General features: G+C 47.4%; 14 protein-coding genes. 8 read left to right on the top strand and 6 right to left on the bottom strand.

All coding sequences use genetic code 11. The annotated features are described in order from the left end of the window. The first annotated feature begins 70 nt into the window (after positions 1-70). Genes mutM through WCV72_03115 form a run of 3 tightly spaced genes read left to right on the top strand, consistent with a single transcriptional unit; the run spans position 71 to position 2,147 of the window. Entirely contained in the window at positions 71-937 is an 867-nt protein-coding gene (gene mutM / locus WCV72_03125) for a bifunctional DNA-formamidopyrimidine glycosylase/DNA-(apurinic or apyrimidinic site) lyase (GenBank protein ID MFA6458355.1), read from the top strand. Then, a complete protein-coding gene (locus tag WCV72_03120) occupies positions 934-1,353 on the top strand; it encodes an endonuclease domain-containing protein (protein ID MFA6458354.1) in 420 nt (139 codons plus the stop codon). The genes mutM and WCV72_03120 overlap by 4 nt, the downstream gene beginning before the upstream one ends. A gap of 23 nt (positions 1,354-1,376) precedes the next feature. Beyond that, positions 1,377-2,147: a TatD family hydrolase gene (locus WCV72_03115; GenBank protein ID MFA6458353.1), complete on the top strand. Its 771-nt coding sequence runs from the start codon at positions 1,377-1,379 to the stop codon at positions 2,145-2,147. On the opposite strand, the gene WCV72_03110 is transcribed toward WCV72_03115, so the two are convergent. The 3 genes from WCV72_03110 to WCV72_03100 form a co-directional block, all read right to left on the bottom strand. Continuing rightward, positions 2,144-2,728, bottom strand: coding sequence for a hypothetical protein (locus tag WCV72_03110; protein MFA6458352.1), 585 nt, complete (start codon positions 2,726-2,728; stop codon positions 2,144-2,146). The genes WCV72_03115 and WCV72_03110 overlap by 4 nt on opposite strands. 69 nt (positions 2,729-2,797) lie before the next feature. Then, the gene (locus WCV72_03105) at positions 2,798-3,682 is read right to left on the bottom strand and encodes a TPM domain-containing protein (protein ID MFA6458351.1); all 885 of its coding nucleotides are present in this window, start codon (positions 3,680-3,682) and stop codon (positions 2,798-2,800) included. 6 nt (positions 3,683-3,688) lie between these two features. Next, positions 3,689-4,270, bottom strand: a complete 582-nt coding sequence (locus WCV72_03100) for a LemA family protein (protein ID MFA6458350.1) — start codon at positions 4,268-4,270, stop codon at positions 3,689-3,691. Positions 4,271-4,450: 180 nt separating this feature from the next. Here WCV72_03100 and WCV72_03095 point away from each other — a divergent pair, with 180 nt between their 5' ends. Continuing rightward, positions 4,451-4,708 (top strand): hypothetical protein, encoded by a 258-nt coding sequence (locus WCV72_03095; GenBank protein ID MFA6458349.1) that lies wholly within the window; start codon positions 4,451-4,453, stop codon positions 4,706-4,708. A gap of 355 nt (positions 4,709-5,063) precedes the next feature. On the opposite strand, the gene WCV72_03090 is transcribed toward WCV72_03095, so the two are convergent. From WCV72_03090 to WCV72_03080, 3 genes are all read right to left on the bottom strand, one after another. Beyond that, positions 5,064-5,978, bottom strand: coding sequence for a tyrosine-type recombinase/integrase (locus WCV72_03090; GenBank protein MFA6458348.1), 915 nt, complete (start codon positions 5,976-5,978; stop codon positions 5,064-5,066). After that, positions 5,975-6,940 carry a tryptophan--tRNA ligase gene (gene trpS, locus WCV72_03085; GenBank protein MFA6458347.1) on the bottom strand — a complete coding sequence of 322 codons (966 nt, stop codon included), beginning with the start codon at positions 6,938-6,940 and terminating at the stop codon, positions 5,975-5,977. Before trpS ends, WCV72_03090 begins: the two co-directional genes overlap by 4 nt. A 758-nt stretch (positions 6,941-7,698) precedes the next feature. Then, the gene (locus tag WCV72_03080; protein MFA6458346.1) at positions 7,699-9,012 is read right to left on the bottom strand and encodes a CCA tRNA nucleotidyltransferase; all 1,314 of its coding nucleotides are present in this window, start codon (positions 9,010-9,012) and stop codon (positions 7,699-7,701) included. Between the two features lie 56 nt (positions 9,013-9,068). Here WCV72_03080 and WCV72_03075 point away from each other — a divergent pair, with 56 nt between their 5' ends. From WCV72_03075 to WCV72_03060, 4 genes are all read left to right on the top strand, one after another. Then, on the top strand, positions 9,069-9,764 hold the full coding sequence (locus WCV72_03075) for a pilin (protein MFA6458345.1): 696 nt from the start codon (positions 9,069-9,071) through the stop codon (positions 9,762-9,764). Between the two features lie 64 nt (positions 9,765-9,828). Further along, positions 9,829-12,798, top strand: a complete 2,970-nt coding sequence (locus WCV72_03070) for a hypothetical protein (GenBank protein MFA6458344.1) — start codon at positions 9,829-9,831, stop codon at positions 12,796-12,798. Positions 12,799-12,833: 35 nt separating this feature from the next. Beyond that, positions 12,834-12,992 (top strand): hypothetical protein, encoded by a 159-nt coding sequence (locus WCV72_03065; GenBank protein MFA6458343.1) that lies wholly within the window; start codon positions 12,834-12,836, stop codon positions 12,990-12,992. Positions 12,993-13,027: 35 nt separating this feature from the next. Next, positions 13,028-14,502, top strand: a 1,475-nt coding sequence (locus WCV72_03060; GenBank protein MFA6458342.1) for a DUF4215 domain-containing protein, incomplete at its 3' end; no start/stop codon positions are given.

Below are 14,502 nucleotides of genomic sequence, written 5' to 3'. Positions count from 1 at the left end.
GAATTAAGCCTGTGCATTTTAGCAATTTTCTCACTTTCTACTTTGGGCGTTTGAACCTAAAATTTAATCCATGCCCGAATTGCCTGAGGTCGAGACGCAAGTTCGTGATTTGCAAGTTCTCGTCGGTCACAAAATTCTCGAGCTCTCGACGGATACGCCGAAAGCTTTCCGACCGAGCTTCGCGCAGTTTCGCCGCAGAATTCGCGGTCAGAAAATTCTCGCAATCGAGCGTCGTGCGAAGTTTCTGATTTTCACGCTCTCGCAAAATTTAAAAATGGTCGTCCATTTCCGCATGACGGGACACTTTTTGCTCGCCAAAAATTTCACGCCGCGCGAAAAGGCCGTGCGCCATTTTTTCCAACTTTCCGGCGAAATCGTTTTGCAATTTTCCGACATCCGCAAATTCGGTACGCTCGAATTGCTTGAAAAAAATGCAATCAGCGCTTCGCTCGCGAAGCTCGGAGCTGAGCCGCTGGACTCCAACTTCACACTCAAAAAATTTCGCGCCATCTTCCAAGACAAAAAAGGCAAATTAAAAGCCTTTTTACTTGATCAAAAAAACATCGTTGGCATTGGCAATATCTACGCCGACGAAATTTGTTTCGCGACTCGTTTGCATCCGGCTTCCGAAATTCAAAATTTAAGTCCGCAAGATTTGGCCAATCTATTTCGTGAAATTCGGAAACAGCTCAAAAAAGGCATTAAAAATCGCGGCACAACGATTGGCGAGTATGTCGACACGGCGGGCGAGCACGGGAGTAATCAGCATTCACTGATGGCTTACAAAAAGTATGGGCTGCCTTGTCAGATTTGCGGGACGACGATGCAAAAAATTAAAATCGTGCAGCGGACGACTTCGTTTTGTCCGCGCTGCCAGAAGCTGAAAAGCCCCTCTCGGCGGGAGGGGTTGGGGAGGGAGATAATACTAGACAGATGACCAACTTAATGAATCCCGGGTTAACGCAATTTGCTAGGAGACTAAGAAGAAACTCTTCTGATGTCGAGCAATTACTCTGGTCAAACTTACGCAATAAAAATCTTCGAAATTTAAAATTTCGCCGACAACAACCAATCGGAAAATTCATCGCTGATTTTGTTTGTTTCGAGAAACGAGTTGTCGTCGAGCTGGATGGTAGTCAACATGCCGAGTCTGAAAAAGATTTGCTGAGAGACAAATGGTTTAGCCAGCAGGGATTTAGAGTTCTGCGTTTTTGGAACAATGAAGTTTTTGAGAATTTAGACGGAGTTCTTGAGAAAATTATGGAGGTTTGTTTGTCAGAATACCCTCCCCCCAACCCCTCCCTTGAGGGAGGGGAGTCAGAATTCCAAGCTGATTTGATAATCTATTTTTAAATAATCCATTTCTTGTTCTTACTTTGCATTTAGTCGATTCCCATTGCCATCTCGATTTCACCAATTTCGAACAAGATTTCGACGCCGTTCTCGCGCGGGCAGCTGAGGCTGGTGTTACAAAAATTATCAACCCCGGCGTGGATTTGGCGACTTCGCGAAAAGCGGTCGCGTTGACCGAGAGCGTTAGCCCCCGAGTTAACTTGTTTGCGGCGGTCGGGTTTCACCCGTCCGAGGCTGAGAAATTATCGGCTGATAATTTCGCTGCGCTTGAGCAGTTGGCTCAAAACTCCAAGGTTGTCGCAGTCGGAGAGATTGGGCTCGATTTTTTCAAGAACCAAAAATCCGCCAAGGTTCAGACTGAGGCTTTCGAGCGGCAGCTCGCGCTCGCGCAAAAATTAAACAAGCCAGTCATTATTCACGCGCGCGAGGCGGATGCTGAGATTTTCTCGACACTCGACCAATTCAAAAATTTGCGCGGCGTGTTTCACTGTTTCGGTAGCGATTGGGATTTCGCCGAGCAAGTTCTCGCGAGGGGATTTTTTATCGGACTGACCGGTATCGTCACTTTCGCCAATGCGGTGAATGTCCAAGAAGTCGCGCGCAAAACTCCGCTCGAAAAATTACTCATCGAGACAGACGCGCCTTTTCTCGCTCCGCAAAAATTTCGCGGGGAGCGCTGCGAACCGGCTTTCGTCGTCGAAGTCGCGCAAAAAATCGCCGAGCTCAAAAATTTACCATTTGCTGAAATCGCTGCAAAAACGACGCAAAATGCCGAGGAGTTGTTTGGAGTTTAGACAGCAGTTTTTGCTTGGATTGTGAATTTGATAGTGATTTCAAAATGAGAATATTGCATTCCTTCTTCTGGGTTTTCAGCCTCGATTTTTGAGCTTATTTGCCACTTATTGGTCTTATTATTAGCGCGAAAAAGACCTTCCACTATTTGAGCACCTTGTTTGTAAAAGCCCATTCTTTTTTCAAATTCAGTTGATTTTTTAGAATCGACATCAAGTGGTGCGCAATAACAACTTTTGGCCAATCCCTTCTTCTTAGAGGACACCTTATGGATTAAGGTTAAAACGCCGCCTGCATTAATAAATTCGACTCCTTTCCCTTTGGACATTTTTTTGTAAATTTCTCGCAGTGCTTCTTCTACATTAAAAGGTATTTTCTTTCTTCTTTCTGACAAATCTAAATCTCTCTCGTGGTTTTTCATTTCTGATGCCAAAAAATCGGGGTCGGGGACTTGGACCACGGGTGCCTGGACTCCAAGAAACGCTTCTTCGGTTTCTTTTCTCTTAGCCGTTCTCGCTTCAAAAGCTTTCAGGATTTCTGCTGGCGTTAATGCACGCGAGCCACGGTCGGAATGTTCAGTCATTTTGAAAAAATAAAAAGGAGATTATTTTATCTAAAAACGACCTTTTGTCAAATCGCAATTTCCAAAAATTTACCACTTCCCACCAAACCCGCCACCCGAGAAGCCACCGCCGCCAAATCCGCCGAAACCGCCGCTGCCGCCGCCGCCGAATCTGCTGCCGCCTGCCCACCAGGCGATGTGGCCGCCGGATTTTTTAGCAGCAGCGTAATTTTTCGAGACGATGAAATCAAAGAGTAAGCCAAAAAGTCCGAGCACGATTGCGCCGCCGAAAAATCCCACGAGGCTCGAGATTAGAAGCGTTCCGCCGATGCCACCACCCAGCGCGCCAAGCGCGGCGCCCGGCCAGATTTTTTTCGAGCGACCGAGGATGGCGGCGAGCCAAGGCACACCGAAGAACAGGAAAATAAAAATCACATTGAGAATTCCCTCAGCCGAGCTTGAGACAGATGCCGTGCTGTTCGTCCGCAAATCCGTGAAGCTCTCGCCAGCGATGGCTGCAGTGATGGCATCGACACCAGCCGAGATTCCACCGTCGAAATCACCATTTTTGAAGCGCGGCGTGATGACTTCATCGATGATGTCGCGTGCCTCGATGTCGGTCAGCGCGCCTTCGAGCTGGCTGCCAGTCGCGAGGAAAAGCTCGCGGTCATCGACGGCGATGACGAGCAGTGCGCCATTATCGACCTGCGCTTTGCCGACGCCCCATTCATTTCCAAGCTGCGTCGCGTATTGTTCGATCGGCATTCCGTCAGTCGAGGCGATCAGTGCGACGGCGATTTCCGTGCCAGTTTGCATCTCGTAATTCGCCAGCTTCGAATTTAGCTCTGCCACGGTTTCATTCGCAAGCGTGCCGGTCGCGTCGGTCACGAAATTTTGAAATGCAGGAAAATCGACAGCGTTGGCTGTAGCCGCAAACAAGCAAAGCACGAAAATTCCAAGTAAAAATCGTCGCATCGGAGATTATTGATTGCCGCCAAAGTCGACGACCGGGACGACATCTGCTCCGGTTGCCGCCTGAAAGAGCTCTTTTTTCGCATCGAATTTGAAGACGCTCGCAATCAGATTACGCGGGAATTGACGGACGGATTTATTGTATTCTGCAGCCGCGGCGTTGAATTCATTGCGCGCGTAGGCGATGCGGTTTTCCGTGCCCTCTAGCTCGGTCGTCAAATCACGGAAAGCCTGAGTGGCTTTCAAATCAGGATAGGCTTCGACGGTGACCAGGAGTCTCGAAAGCGCACTTTCAAAATTATTGGCGGCATCAATTTTTTCATTGGCTGTGCCGGCCGCGGCCCAAGCTGAGCGCGCCGCAACGACATTTTGTAAAGTTGTTTGTTCGAAATTGGCAGCGCCTTGGACTGTATTGACGATATTCGGAATGAGATCGAAACGGCGTTGATATTGCGTCTCGATGTCGGCGAAAGTTTTATCAACATTGGTCTCGAGTGTGACAATTGAGTTGTAGCTGCTGACCGCGCCGAGTGCCAAAACCACGAGAATGGCGAGAGTGATGACGAGAGGAGAGAAGAATTTCTTTGACATGGTAGAAAAGGTTAAAAATTTGGAACTTGGTCAATCTTAACCGATTTTTTCAAAAGTTAAGCGCATTTTCAAATAATTTGACTATAAATGCAACTTTAATCAAAATAAGATTTAAGCAAGCAAATTTGACCAAAAAATGGTGCTCGCGGAAAATATCGCCCACTTTTTAATTTTAAAATCTTGGAAAAAAATTCTGCAACTACAACCACGACTGAGGAAAACCTTGCAGTGCTAAGTGAGTCTTTGCGCAGAGACGAGCTGCTTGTCAGTAAGGGTGAAAAAATTTCTTTGTTTGTTCAAAAACATTGGCGTTTTGTCCTTGAACTTTTTAGGTCGATTGATTTTTCTGAAGCGATAGATTCAATTCGGCAAAGGGTCGAAAATTTACTTGAGCAAGTTGAGTCGGACCAAGGGGAGGCGATTAGTGGCGAAATTTAGCATGCACCTCGCGCAGTCAAAATCAACTTGATGAAACTGGTTCATTCAGCCTTGCGTTTCGCGATTGCACTAAATTTTGACAAAGAGAGAGAGTTCGTGGACAATGGTCTTCTTTATTTTTATTTGACCAAAATATTATGACTGAGAATACAATAAGCGAACCTAGACGACTAGCTTTTTCAGACCTGCCTCCGGATGAACAAGAGTCTTTGGCTGCTGCTTTGAGTGAGTCAATTACATTTGGGATGGGCGATAGTTGTGAGGTAGCACAGCCATCCGGGAAAATCGTAACTTTTACACGGGCAGAGATTGATCGGGTCAATCAGATGGCTCCTTATTATTGTCTGTTTTAAAGTCAGCGGTGAAATTTAGCATGTACTTCGCGCAGTCTTTTATTCGTCACATGCGTATAAATTTGCGTCGTCGTGATTGAGGCGTGACCGAGCATTTCCTGGACGCTGCGGATGTCGGCGCCATTATTTAGCAGTGTCGTCGCGAAGGAGTGGCGCAAAGTGTGCGGCGTCACTTTTTTCACGAGTCCGGCGGCGAGCGCATATTTCCGCACGATGGCTGCGACACTCCAGGCGGTCAATCTTTTCGCATTTGGACCGCCGACGATTTCATCCGCTTTCGAATTTCTCGAATGTGAGAGGAAGACGGCGGGGAGATTGTCCGTGCGTCGATTCAGATATTTTCCGATTTTTTCTGCCGCTTCGGGTGTCAAGAAAACAATGCGCGTTTTGCGGCCTTTGCCCGTGACAGCGAATTCGCGCCTCTCGAGATCGACCTGATTACGGTTCAACCCGACGAGCTCCGACACGCGCAGACCCGTGGAATAAAGCGTTTCCAGAATGGCGGCATCGCGGAAGTCGCTGGTTGTTTTCTCACCGACTGTAGCAAAAAGTCGGCTCAATTCTTCCGCCGTCAAAAATTCAACGACGCGTTTCTCCGATTTCGGGACATCAATTTTTTCTGCGGCGAGACAGTCGATGTCGCGCTTCGCGAGAAATTTGAACAGCGCGCGCAAGGCGATGGCGTGGTAGCCGCGCGTCTTGACACTGAGTTTCGCACCGCGCGATTCGAAGTCGTTCAAAAAGAGTAAAAATTTCTGCACATCACGGAAGCCAATTGAGCTGACAACTTTTTCTGCACCAAAAAAATCGGCGGCGCGCCCCAAATAGTGCTCGTAATTTTGAGCCGTTTTTTCCGACTGATTTTTCTCGATGCGGACCGAAGTGAGGAAATCGTCGACGGCGTCGGTGAATTTCATTTCAAGCCAATTTTCGCACGAATTTTCGCCAAATTCGCGGTCGCTTCGCCGCGGGCTTTCGCGCCGCCTTGCTCCAAAATCTTGGTGACTTCGCTGGGATTTTTTTGCAGCTCTTGAAATTTCTTCCGCGCCGGACCGAAAGCGTCCAGAACTTTTTCAAATAAAATCTGCTTCGCGTCGCCGTAGCCGACTTCGCCGTTGCGGTATTTTTCCGCCAAATCTTTTTCTTCCGCTGCGGTCGCGAAAAGTTTAAACAGCTGAAAAACTAGGCATTTAGCATAATCGAGCGGCTGACCTTTCGCCGTCGAGTCAGTTTTGATCCGCATGATTTGCTTCCGCAAATCTTTTTCTTCCGCAAAAATTTCAATCGCGTTGCCATAACTCTTCGACATTTTTTCGCCGTCGGTGCCAGGCACGACCGCGACTTTCTTCGGAATCTCCGGCTCGGGTAATTTCAGCAGCGCGCCGAATTGGGAATTAAATTTCTCCGCCAAGTCGCGCGTGATTTCGAGGTGTTGTTTCTGATCTTTGCCGACCGGCACTTTGTCTGGCTGCAGGATCAAAATGTCAGCGGCCTGCAAAATCGGATAATTGAAGAGTCCGACATTGGCGTCGAGTCCACGCACAGTTTTGTCTTTGAAGCTCACAGCGCGTTCGAGCAAACCCATCGGCGCGAGGCAGGAGAGAATCCAAAAAAGTTCGAGCGTCTCGGGCACATCGGATTGTCGGTAAATCGTCGTCTTTTCATCGACCAGGCCGAACGCGATGAAAGCCGCGGCGACTTCGAAAATACTGCGCTTGAGCTCAGCTGGATTTTTCGCCGTCGTGAGTGCGTGCAGATCGGCGACGAAGACGAAAAGTTCCGCGCCACTTTTCTGAAAATTTAAAAACTGCTCGATCGCGCCGAAATAATTTCCGAGGTGGAGATTTCCCGAAGGCTGGATTCCAGACAAGATTCGCATTGGTAGTTGGTGGAGAGCTCTCTTTTTAGGTTTTATCTTTCGCGTGCATGTTTCGAGTTTAACGCTTTCAGAAAATTTCTAAAAACTTTATTTACAGCTAAGATTTCGACAATAACTGCCAAGCATTTAACTTTCTAACTTTGCCTTCAATTCTTTTTTCGACACCACTAAGCTTGCTTGTGATTTTATTCTCGCTCTGGAAAATTGTTTCCAGGATGGGTTTCGGCGTAGGCCTCAAAATCCTGATGGTCACGCCAGGTATGATTTATCTTATTTACACTTTGTCTTCTGAGCTCATGTTGGCGAGCTTCAATCCGGTTTTTAGTTTTATCTGGTTGGCAATTTCTTACGCGCTTTTTACACTTCCAATATTTCAGGCAGCTATTTTCTTATTTTTCGCATTCAAAAAATGGCCGGCTAGAGAAGGGGACTAACCCGAATCTTAAAACTCAGGAACATGGGACATTAAGCATGAAACATGGAGAAAATTTTCAAATTTTCAAATAAAATTCAAAGCTTAAAGCTCAGCTCATTTAACCCACCATTAAGTGGTGGGTTAACGACAGGTGTACATCGAGACTTAAGACTCAAAGAATCAAAACGCTGGGAATTCCACCGCCAGCTCTCCTAACCCCGGAATTAATTCCGGGGTTAAAAACGAGATGGATAAAAAAATTAAAAATTACGAGACTTGAAAATTCGAAAATTTTGCTCAGCTCAAGCCTCGGATTAGTTTCGCGCTTCGCGTGACTAAGTAATTAACGCTTCAAGCAGCTCTCGAGAAATTTCAGCGCTTCGGCACGATTTTGCACCAGGCCTTCGACCTGGGCATCTTTTAGGATGCGAATTAATCGTCCGAGCTCTCGTCCGCGCGGTACGAAAAGTTCGCGGCTGATTTCTTCACCATTCAAAAATGATTGCGGTGGCGCCAAAAGTTTTTCCGTCGTGTGAATCCGCCACTCGTGCGTGACCTCGCGGTGTAGTCCGAAATTCGCTGGGCTAGTGCCGCGGATGTCTGCCGCGGTTAATTTCACTAGATCAGCGAACCAGGGATGCATGAAAAATTCGTGGCGGCGTGCGAGCCGCATTTTCGGAATGTCAAAAAAATTCATGTGGTGGGCGACGAGCCAGACGATTTTCGCGCGTGTCGCGCCGTCGAATTTCAGCCGCCGCAAAATCTTTTCTGCGATTAGCGCGCTTTTTTCGGCGTGACCGGGGTAAGTAATTTCACCATTTTCTAAGCGCAAAGTTTCCGCCTTGCCGATATCGTGCAGTACAGTCGCGAAAGCGAGCGCGGCGCTGGCGGATTTCGGTAGGCTCGCGAGCGAACCGAGCGAGTGCGTGAAGACATCGCCTTCGCGGTGCCAGCGTGGCGGCTGCTCCAAATTTCTCAATTTCAAAAGTTCGGGCAGAACCGTGTCCAGGATTCCGAATTCTGCCAAGTCACGGAAGGCACGACCGCGATTTTCATTTTCCAAAATTTTCGTCAGCTCATCGCGGATGCGTTCGCCGGAAATTTGTTGCAATTGGTGTGCGTGTTTGCGAATCGCATTTCTCGTCGGCTCGTCGTATTCGAAATTCAGCAAATTGCGGAAGCGCACGCCGCGCAGGATTCGCAAAAAATCCTCACTCGCTCTGGCATCAGCGTCGCCGATGAAGCGAATTAGCTGCTTTTTCAGGTCTTTTTGTCCACCGACGAAATCCAAAACTTTGCCCGCAATCGGATCCCAAAACATGCCATTTACCGTGAAGTCGCGCCGCCGCGCATCTTCCGCGGCGCTGGTGAAAAAAACTTCACCCGGTTTTCTCCCATCATAATTTCTCTCGCCACGGAAAGTCGCGACCTCGAAAGCGTGCCGTCCGAAGATGACCAACATCACGCCAAATTCGCGCCCGAGTGCTTTCGTCTTCGGAAAAATTTGCTCGACTTCCTCCGGCGTGGCGGCAGTCGCGATATCGACATCAGAGGTCGGGCGATTCAGAAGCTGGTCGCGCACGGCACCGCCGGCGAAGTAACTTTCGAACCCACGCGCGCGCAGAATTCGAACGATTTTTTCAGCGGATTTCAGCATTTTCGGATTGAATTTTAGCGTGAAATTTGCTAAAATGAGACGATTTAAAACCAATTTTGAAAACAAAAATCCAAATACTCTTCACGGCTTTACTCGTGCTGCCAATCGTCGCGCTACTTTTCGGTGGCGTCGCGACGGCTGCGGATGAATCTGCGGATGAGTGTACGACCGAGGATGATTGCAATACAGCATTGGCGGAAGCGGTCGAGAAATTTCAGACAGCCACAACCATTCTGAATAATTTTTCGGATTGTTCTGGTGCTTGTAATTTCGCCACTGATTTGTGGTTTAGATGTAGTATCATCGGTCCTGAAGGCGCGCAGATGACTTGTGATGGGATTTACGATACGGGTAGCACCAAGACAGGGAAAACCAACACTTTGGAAATTATCGCGGCGTTGTCGAAATCTAAAACCGAACTCTCAGCAAAAGTCACTGAGCTGCAGCAAAGAGTCAATAGATTCAAAAGTGCTGACATAGGCACGATTCTTTCTGTGACTGTGAGCAACAACCAAGATCGTGGGAATTTACAGATTTTCATAGACAAGGTGATTGATCTGGCAGCCAAAATGGTCGGTCTGACGGCTTTCGTTTTTCTCGTGATTGGTGGTTTCCGGCTTGTCGCGGCGGCTGGTAATGACAACCAAATTCAAAAAGCGAAGACGATGATTATTTACTCAATCGCCGGTCTGACGATCGTTCTGCTTGCGTACATTATCGTCGCGGCAGTGCAGGGACTTTTGTATCGCTAGTTGTATTTTTTAATAAAAAATGGTAAAATCTAAAGATTTAAAAATAAAAATTAACTCTCTCAAAATGCAAAACAAAATCCAGATCTTCGCGTCGATTGATTGCGCGCTGCACGAAGCGCGACTAATTGGGTTTGGGTTTAATCCGACTGAGCGTTTTGATAAGCAGCAAGTTCCAGCGACAGGGAAGGAGATTGGCAAGACTAATTCGCAGGAAAAATCCTTGGCGGAAAAACTCCAAGATCTCAAAAATCTCGAACGGCAGAAGCGGACAAAAGAATCTAAAGATGCGATTAAGGTGCTGAAAGAGGCGATTGAAAAAGCCCAAAACATCAAGCTGACTGACGGACAGATAGAAGAAATGGTCAATGGCTTGATCGAAAAACACGACCAAGAAGTTGGAACAGCAGTCCAAATTGAGAAAGAGCGTTTCATGCTCGTGCATGCGAGCGAGACTGCGGTCAAGTTAGTCTTGGCGCACAACAAAATTAAAGCGGAAAATGTTTCTCCTGATCAGCTGGAAAGAATTTTTAATGCTGCGGGCTTTCAAGTCGAAGCTAATCTTTACGAAAAAGACCAGATTCCGACGGCGCGACCATTTTCCGAAGTTATCAAAGACGGTTTTACTTTCGAAGCGTCGCCTAAAAAAGTTGCTCCAGCAAAAGCTGCTATTCAAGAGTCTGAGATTCACGATGTCGCTCCGAAAAATCCGAGTGGGTCTTCGATTGAAACTTTATTGAACGGTGGCGCAGCGGAATATCAGAGAGATCTCGATGCCGTTTATGGCGCAGAAAGCAATGAGCCGGTCAATTTCGTGCCAGGTAAATTCCGTGTGAAAGAAGCTCTTAAGGTTTTGAACGACAATGGTAAGAGAACCGGCTTAGTCGCAGCCGGCAAAGAAATTGAAATCGTCCAAACCGAAACTGGTAAATTTGAAAAATCTGGAAAAAGCAGAGTTTGGGGACAATTGAGACAAGGCGGCTGGGTCGCCATGAGCTATGTCGATGGCGTGAGGTCAAATGTCTTAGACCTTAGCGCGAATCCTGGCGCGAAGAAAAAAGGCGCACCGGCAGAGGTCGCGGCATTATTTAATTTGAAAGAAGCAGATCTCGGCGATAAAGCGAAGATGCAAAAATTGCGTCTCGGTAGTTCACAGCAATTCGAGCAAGAAGTCGCGAACTCCAATTTATCGCCAGCCAAAAAGGCGGAATTGATCGAGACTTTCAAAGTGCTTGATGTGAGCTATGGTCGTGTTGCGAAAGGCAATTCGCCCGAAAGAGAAATCGCGCTCAACAAACAAGTCGACGGTTTAACTGGCGGTAAAAAGGTTGAAGAACTTTTCGCTGATTCAGTGGGTCTCGGAATGAAATGGAATGTTTTGTATTCCAACTCCAGCGCGGAAAAACTCAGCGCCAAGCCGAATGAACACAAGCAAGAGGTCGAAGACATTTTGCGTGGTGGTGAGGTTTTCATGTTGCGTGTGGATCAGAAAACACACGGTGGCAAACTCGAAGCGCGCATCGATCAATCGAAGGGCGACACCTGGGCGAATAATATCGACGCGCCGCAGACGCTGCGCCCGCAGGAAACTTACATTTATAAATACCTTGAAATTTCCGACAAAAGCCAGAAAGCTGATATTCTCAAAAAATACTTAGGACAAGATTTTAATCCGAACGAAGTCGCAAATTACAAAATCGCGCAGGTCGAAATTCCGAACTGCGAAAATCCGGCAATCGTCATCAAAAAACTGGAGGCACCGAGACCAGTCGCTGCACCTATTCCTGAGGCTCAAAAACCTGAAAAATCGAAAGCTGTCTCAATCAACGCGGTTCAGTATTTCAAAAATGTGCCGGATGGTTGGACGCTCATACCTCGCATCCTGGACTGGACTAAACCGAGCTCAGAATTCAATAATTTGCCTGATCCGGCGATTGTCGATTTGCGTGGTAAGACATTGCGCGAGAGTGAATATCTCAATGCCCGCAAACGCCTCGACACGAAGCCGCACAAATTCATCGCGGAAAATGTCGATGATGTTTTGGGCCAGTCGCGTGAGTCGCTCGCCAAATATGTTGAAAAAAACTTAGACGAAAAAGCGCTTCCTAAAATGGCTGCTAGTCTCAAACAAGAGATGGAAGCGGCTGGAGACGGTAAAACAATTCAGTCATTCGTTAAAAGACTTGAAGCGAAGCAAAAATGGGAGACCTGGTGGAAAGATAAGGGCGCAGACGAGCGCATGTTTAAAGCCGCCGAATTGCTCTACGACTGGGATTGCCAAGATATTGCTGATTTAGAAAAGAAAATGAAAAAAGAAGAGGATGGATTTTATCTGGCTAAATTGCTCCAAAATGATTCTGGCAAACTGAAAACAATAAATGTTGCCGATTTCGGTAATTCGAAATTGGAAAAAATTCTCGAAAAATACCATGTCTCGACAGAATCTGTAACCGCGAAAACAGCGATTGAGCGTGCGCTCTACGACGAGGACAAAATTAACGCCGCGCGACCGCCGCAATTTGCCGGTGACGCCGTGGTCGTACCGCCGACTTTCGGTAGCGATCACAAGTCCAAGCTGGCAATCTGGGAAAATCAAGCTTCTTTTGGTAAGGAAGTAATCAATGTCCATTCGCCGCTGAGCTTGACGATCGAGGCAGCGTCTTTGCTCACGGGTTATCTGACTTACATTCGAACTGGCACTGGTCGGGCTGATGCGCTCGGTGAGTATTCCAAAGTGCGCGCTGAGTGGCTCGAAGGTAAAAAAGCCTCTCCGGAAGCTAAGGCGAAATTCGAAGCGATTTTCAAAAATCAGCAATCTTTCGATAATTTCCGCAACTTCGTCCTGAAAGGTCAGATGCCGGAAACAGGTGCGAACAAAGTCAGTCTTCCGCTGAATGAAATCCAAGTTTTGATTCCGGGCTGGAAAATGATTGCTGATTTTTTCGGCGGAGAAGAGGGTTGCGTAACGAGCGGTAAGAATGAGTTTGTGGATGATCACACAACGCCTCCTCCTCCCGATGTGATTGTGCTCGACTAATTTTGGTTTCCGCAGGAATGGGCTAAAATTCAGTCATGAAGAAAATCCTCATCATTGTCGCCATTTTTGTTTTAATCGTTTTTGTTTTGATTTTTGCGGTGGTTTCCATGCGGCGAGCTCCGCCCGGGGCATCTTTTGCAGGAGAGAATTTTGATTTGAACAAGACGGGCGAGACAAGTATTTTGCTTGATTGATTTTTTTAGGTTAAAATAAAACCTTAACCGTACGGATGCAAAAGATTTTACAAAATTTCGCGAAGAGCTCATTGCTTACTCTCGGAGTTATTTTTTTATCTTCGATTTTTTTAGTCGAGCCGGCGATGGCAGGGACGGCGTCTTGCGGCGAGACCGTTTACCACGATTATGATGTTACCGTGACCGGTGATTGTGGCATCACGATTACTGGTTTGACGAAAACAGTTTCGGGTCAAGCCTCGAACACCGGTTCGCAATCTTATAGTGTGAGTTATCACATCCCTAATGGTGGTTTGCAGACTTTTTCGATTCCAATCAATATTTTGGCAAGTGCACCGAATGGCAGCACAGTTTCTTCGAGTTTTAATGTCGATTCTTTCACACCTGATGTGAAAGGCTGTTCGGTGACTTTCAAGAGATACTCTTCGGGGACAACGAACATAGTTTGCCCTTATTGTGGCGATGGGATAAAGCAAAGCCCGAATGGTGCGGGCGTTTACGAGCAGTGTGATATAAATAGTGGTTATTGTGCGAGTGGTACTTGCTTAAGTAACTGTACCTGTAAACCCGTAGCTAAGATCTGCGGCGACAACATTATCCAAACACCCAATGATGCCGGTAAAAATGAAGTCTGCGATGGCACTTCTCATTCCGCCTGCGCCAGTGGAGTCTGCCAGAGCGACTGTACTTGCAAACCTGTAGCTAAGATCTGCGGCGACAACATTATCCAAACACCCAATGACTCCGGTAAAAATGAAATCTGCGATGGTACTTCTCACACCGCCTGCGCTAGTGGCATCTGCCAGAGTGACTGTACCTGCAAACCCGTAGCTAAGATCTGCGGCGACAACATTATCCAAACACCCAATGACTCCGGTAAAAATGAAGTCTGCGATGGCACTTCTCATTCCGCCTGCGCGAGTGGCATCTGCCAGAGCGACTGTACCTGCAAATCGGTGACCACTTGCGGCGATGGGATAAAGCAAAGCCCGAACGATGCGGGTGTTTATGAGGAATGCGACAAAAATAGCGGTTATTGTGCGAGTGGTACTTGCTTAAGTAACTGTACCTGCAAACCCGTAGCTAAGATCTGCGGCGATGGAGTAAAGCAGACTCCGAACGATGCGGGTGTTAACGAGCAGTGTGACGATGGCAATACCATTAACACCGACTCCTGCCGCAACGACTGTAAGCTCACAATTTGTGGCGACAACATTCGTCAATGGCCCAACAGTTCTGGCTCTTACGAAATTTGTGACGGTACAGATGCCGTAGATTGTCCCGGCAAATGCTTAGGAAATTGTACTTGTCCTGCTCTCAAGATCTGCGGCGACAACATTATCCAAACACCCAATGACTCCGGTAAAAATGAAGTCTGCGATGGCATTTCTCATTCCGCCTGCGCGAGTGGCATCTGCCAGAGCGACTGTACCTGTAAGCCCGTAACTAAGATCTGCGGCGACAACATTATCCAAACACCCAATGATGCCGGTAAAAATGAAGTCTGCGA

The organism is Patescibacteria group bacterium, assembly GCA_041665585.1.
Lineage (GTDB): Bacteria > Patescibacteriota > Gracilibacteria > JAHISY01 > JAHISY01 > JAHISY01.
This window is presented reverse-complemented; position numbering and strand designations above follow the sequence as displayed.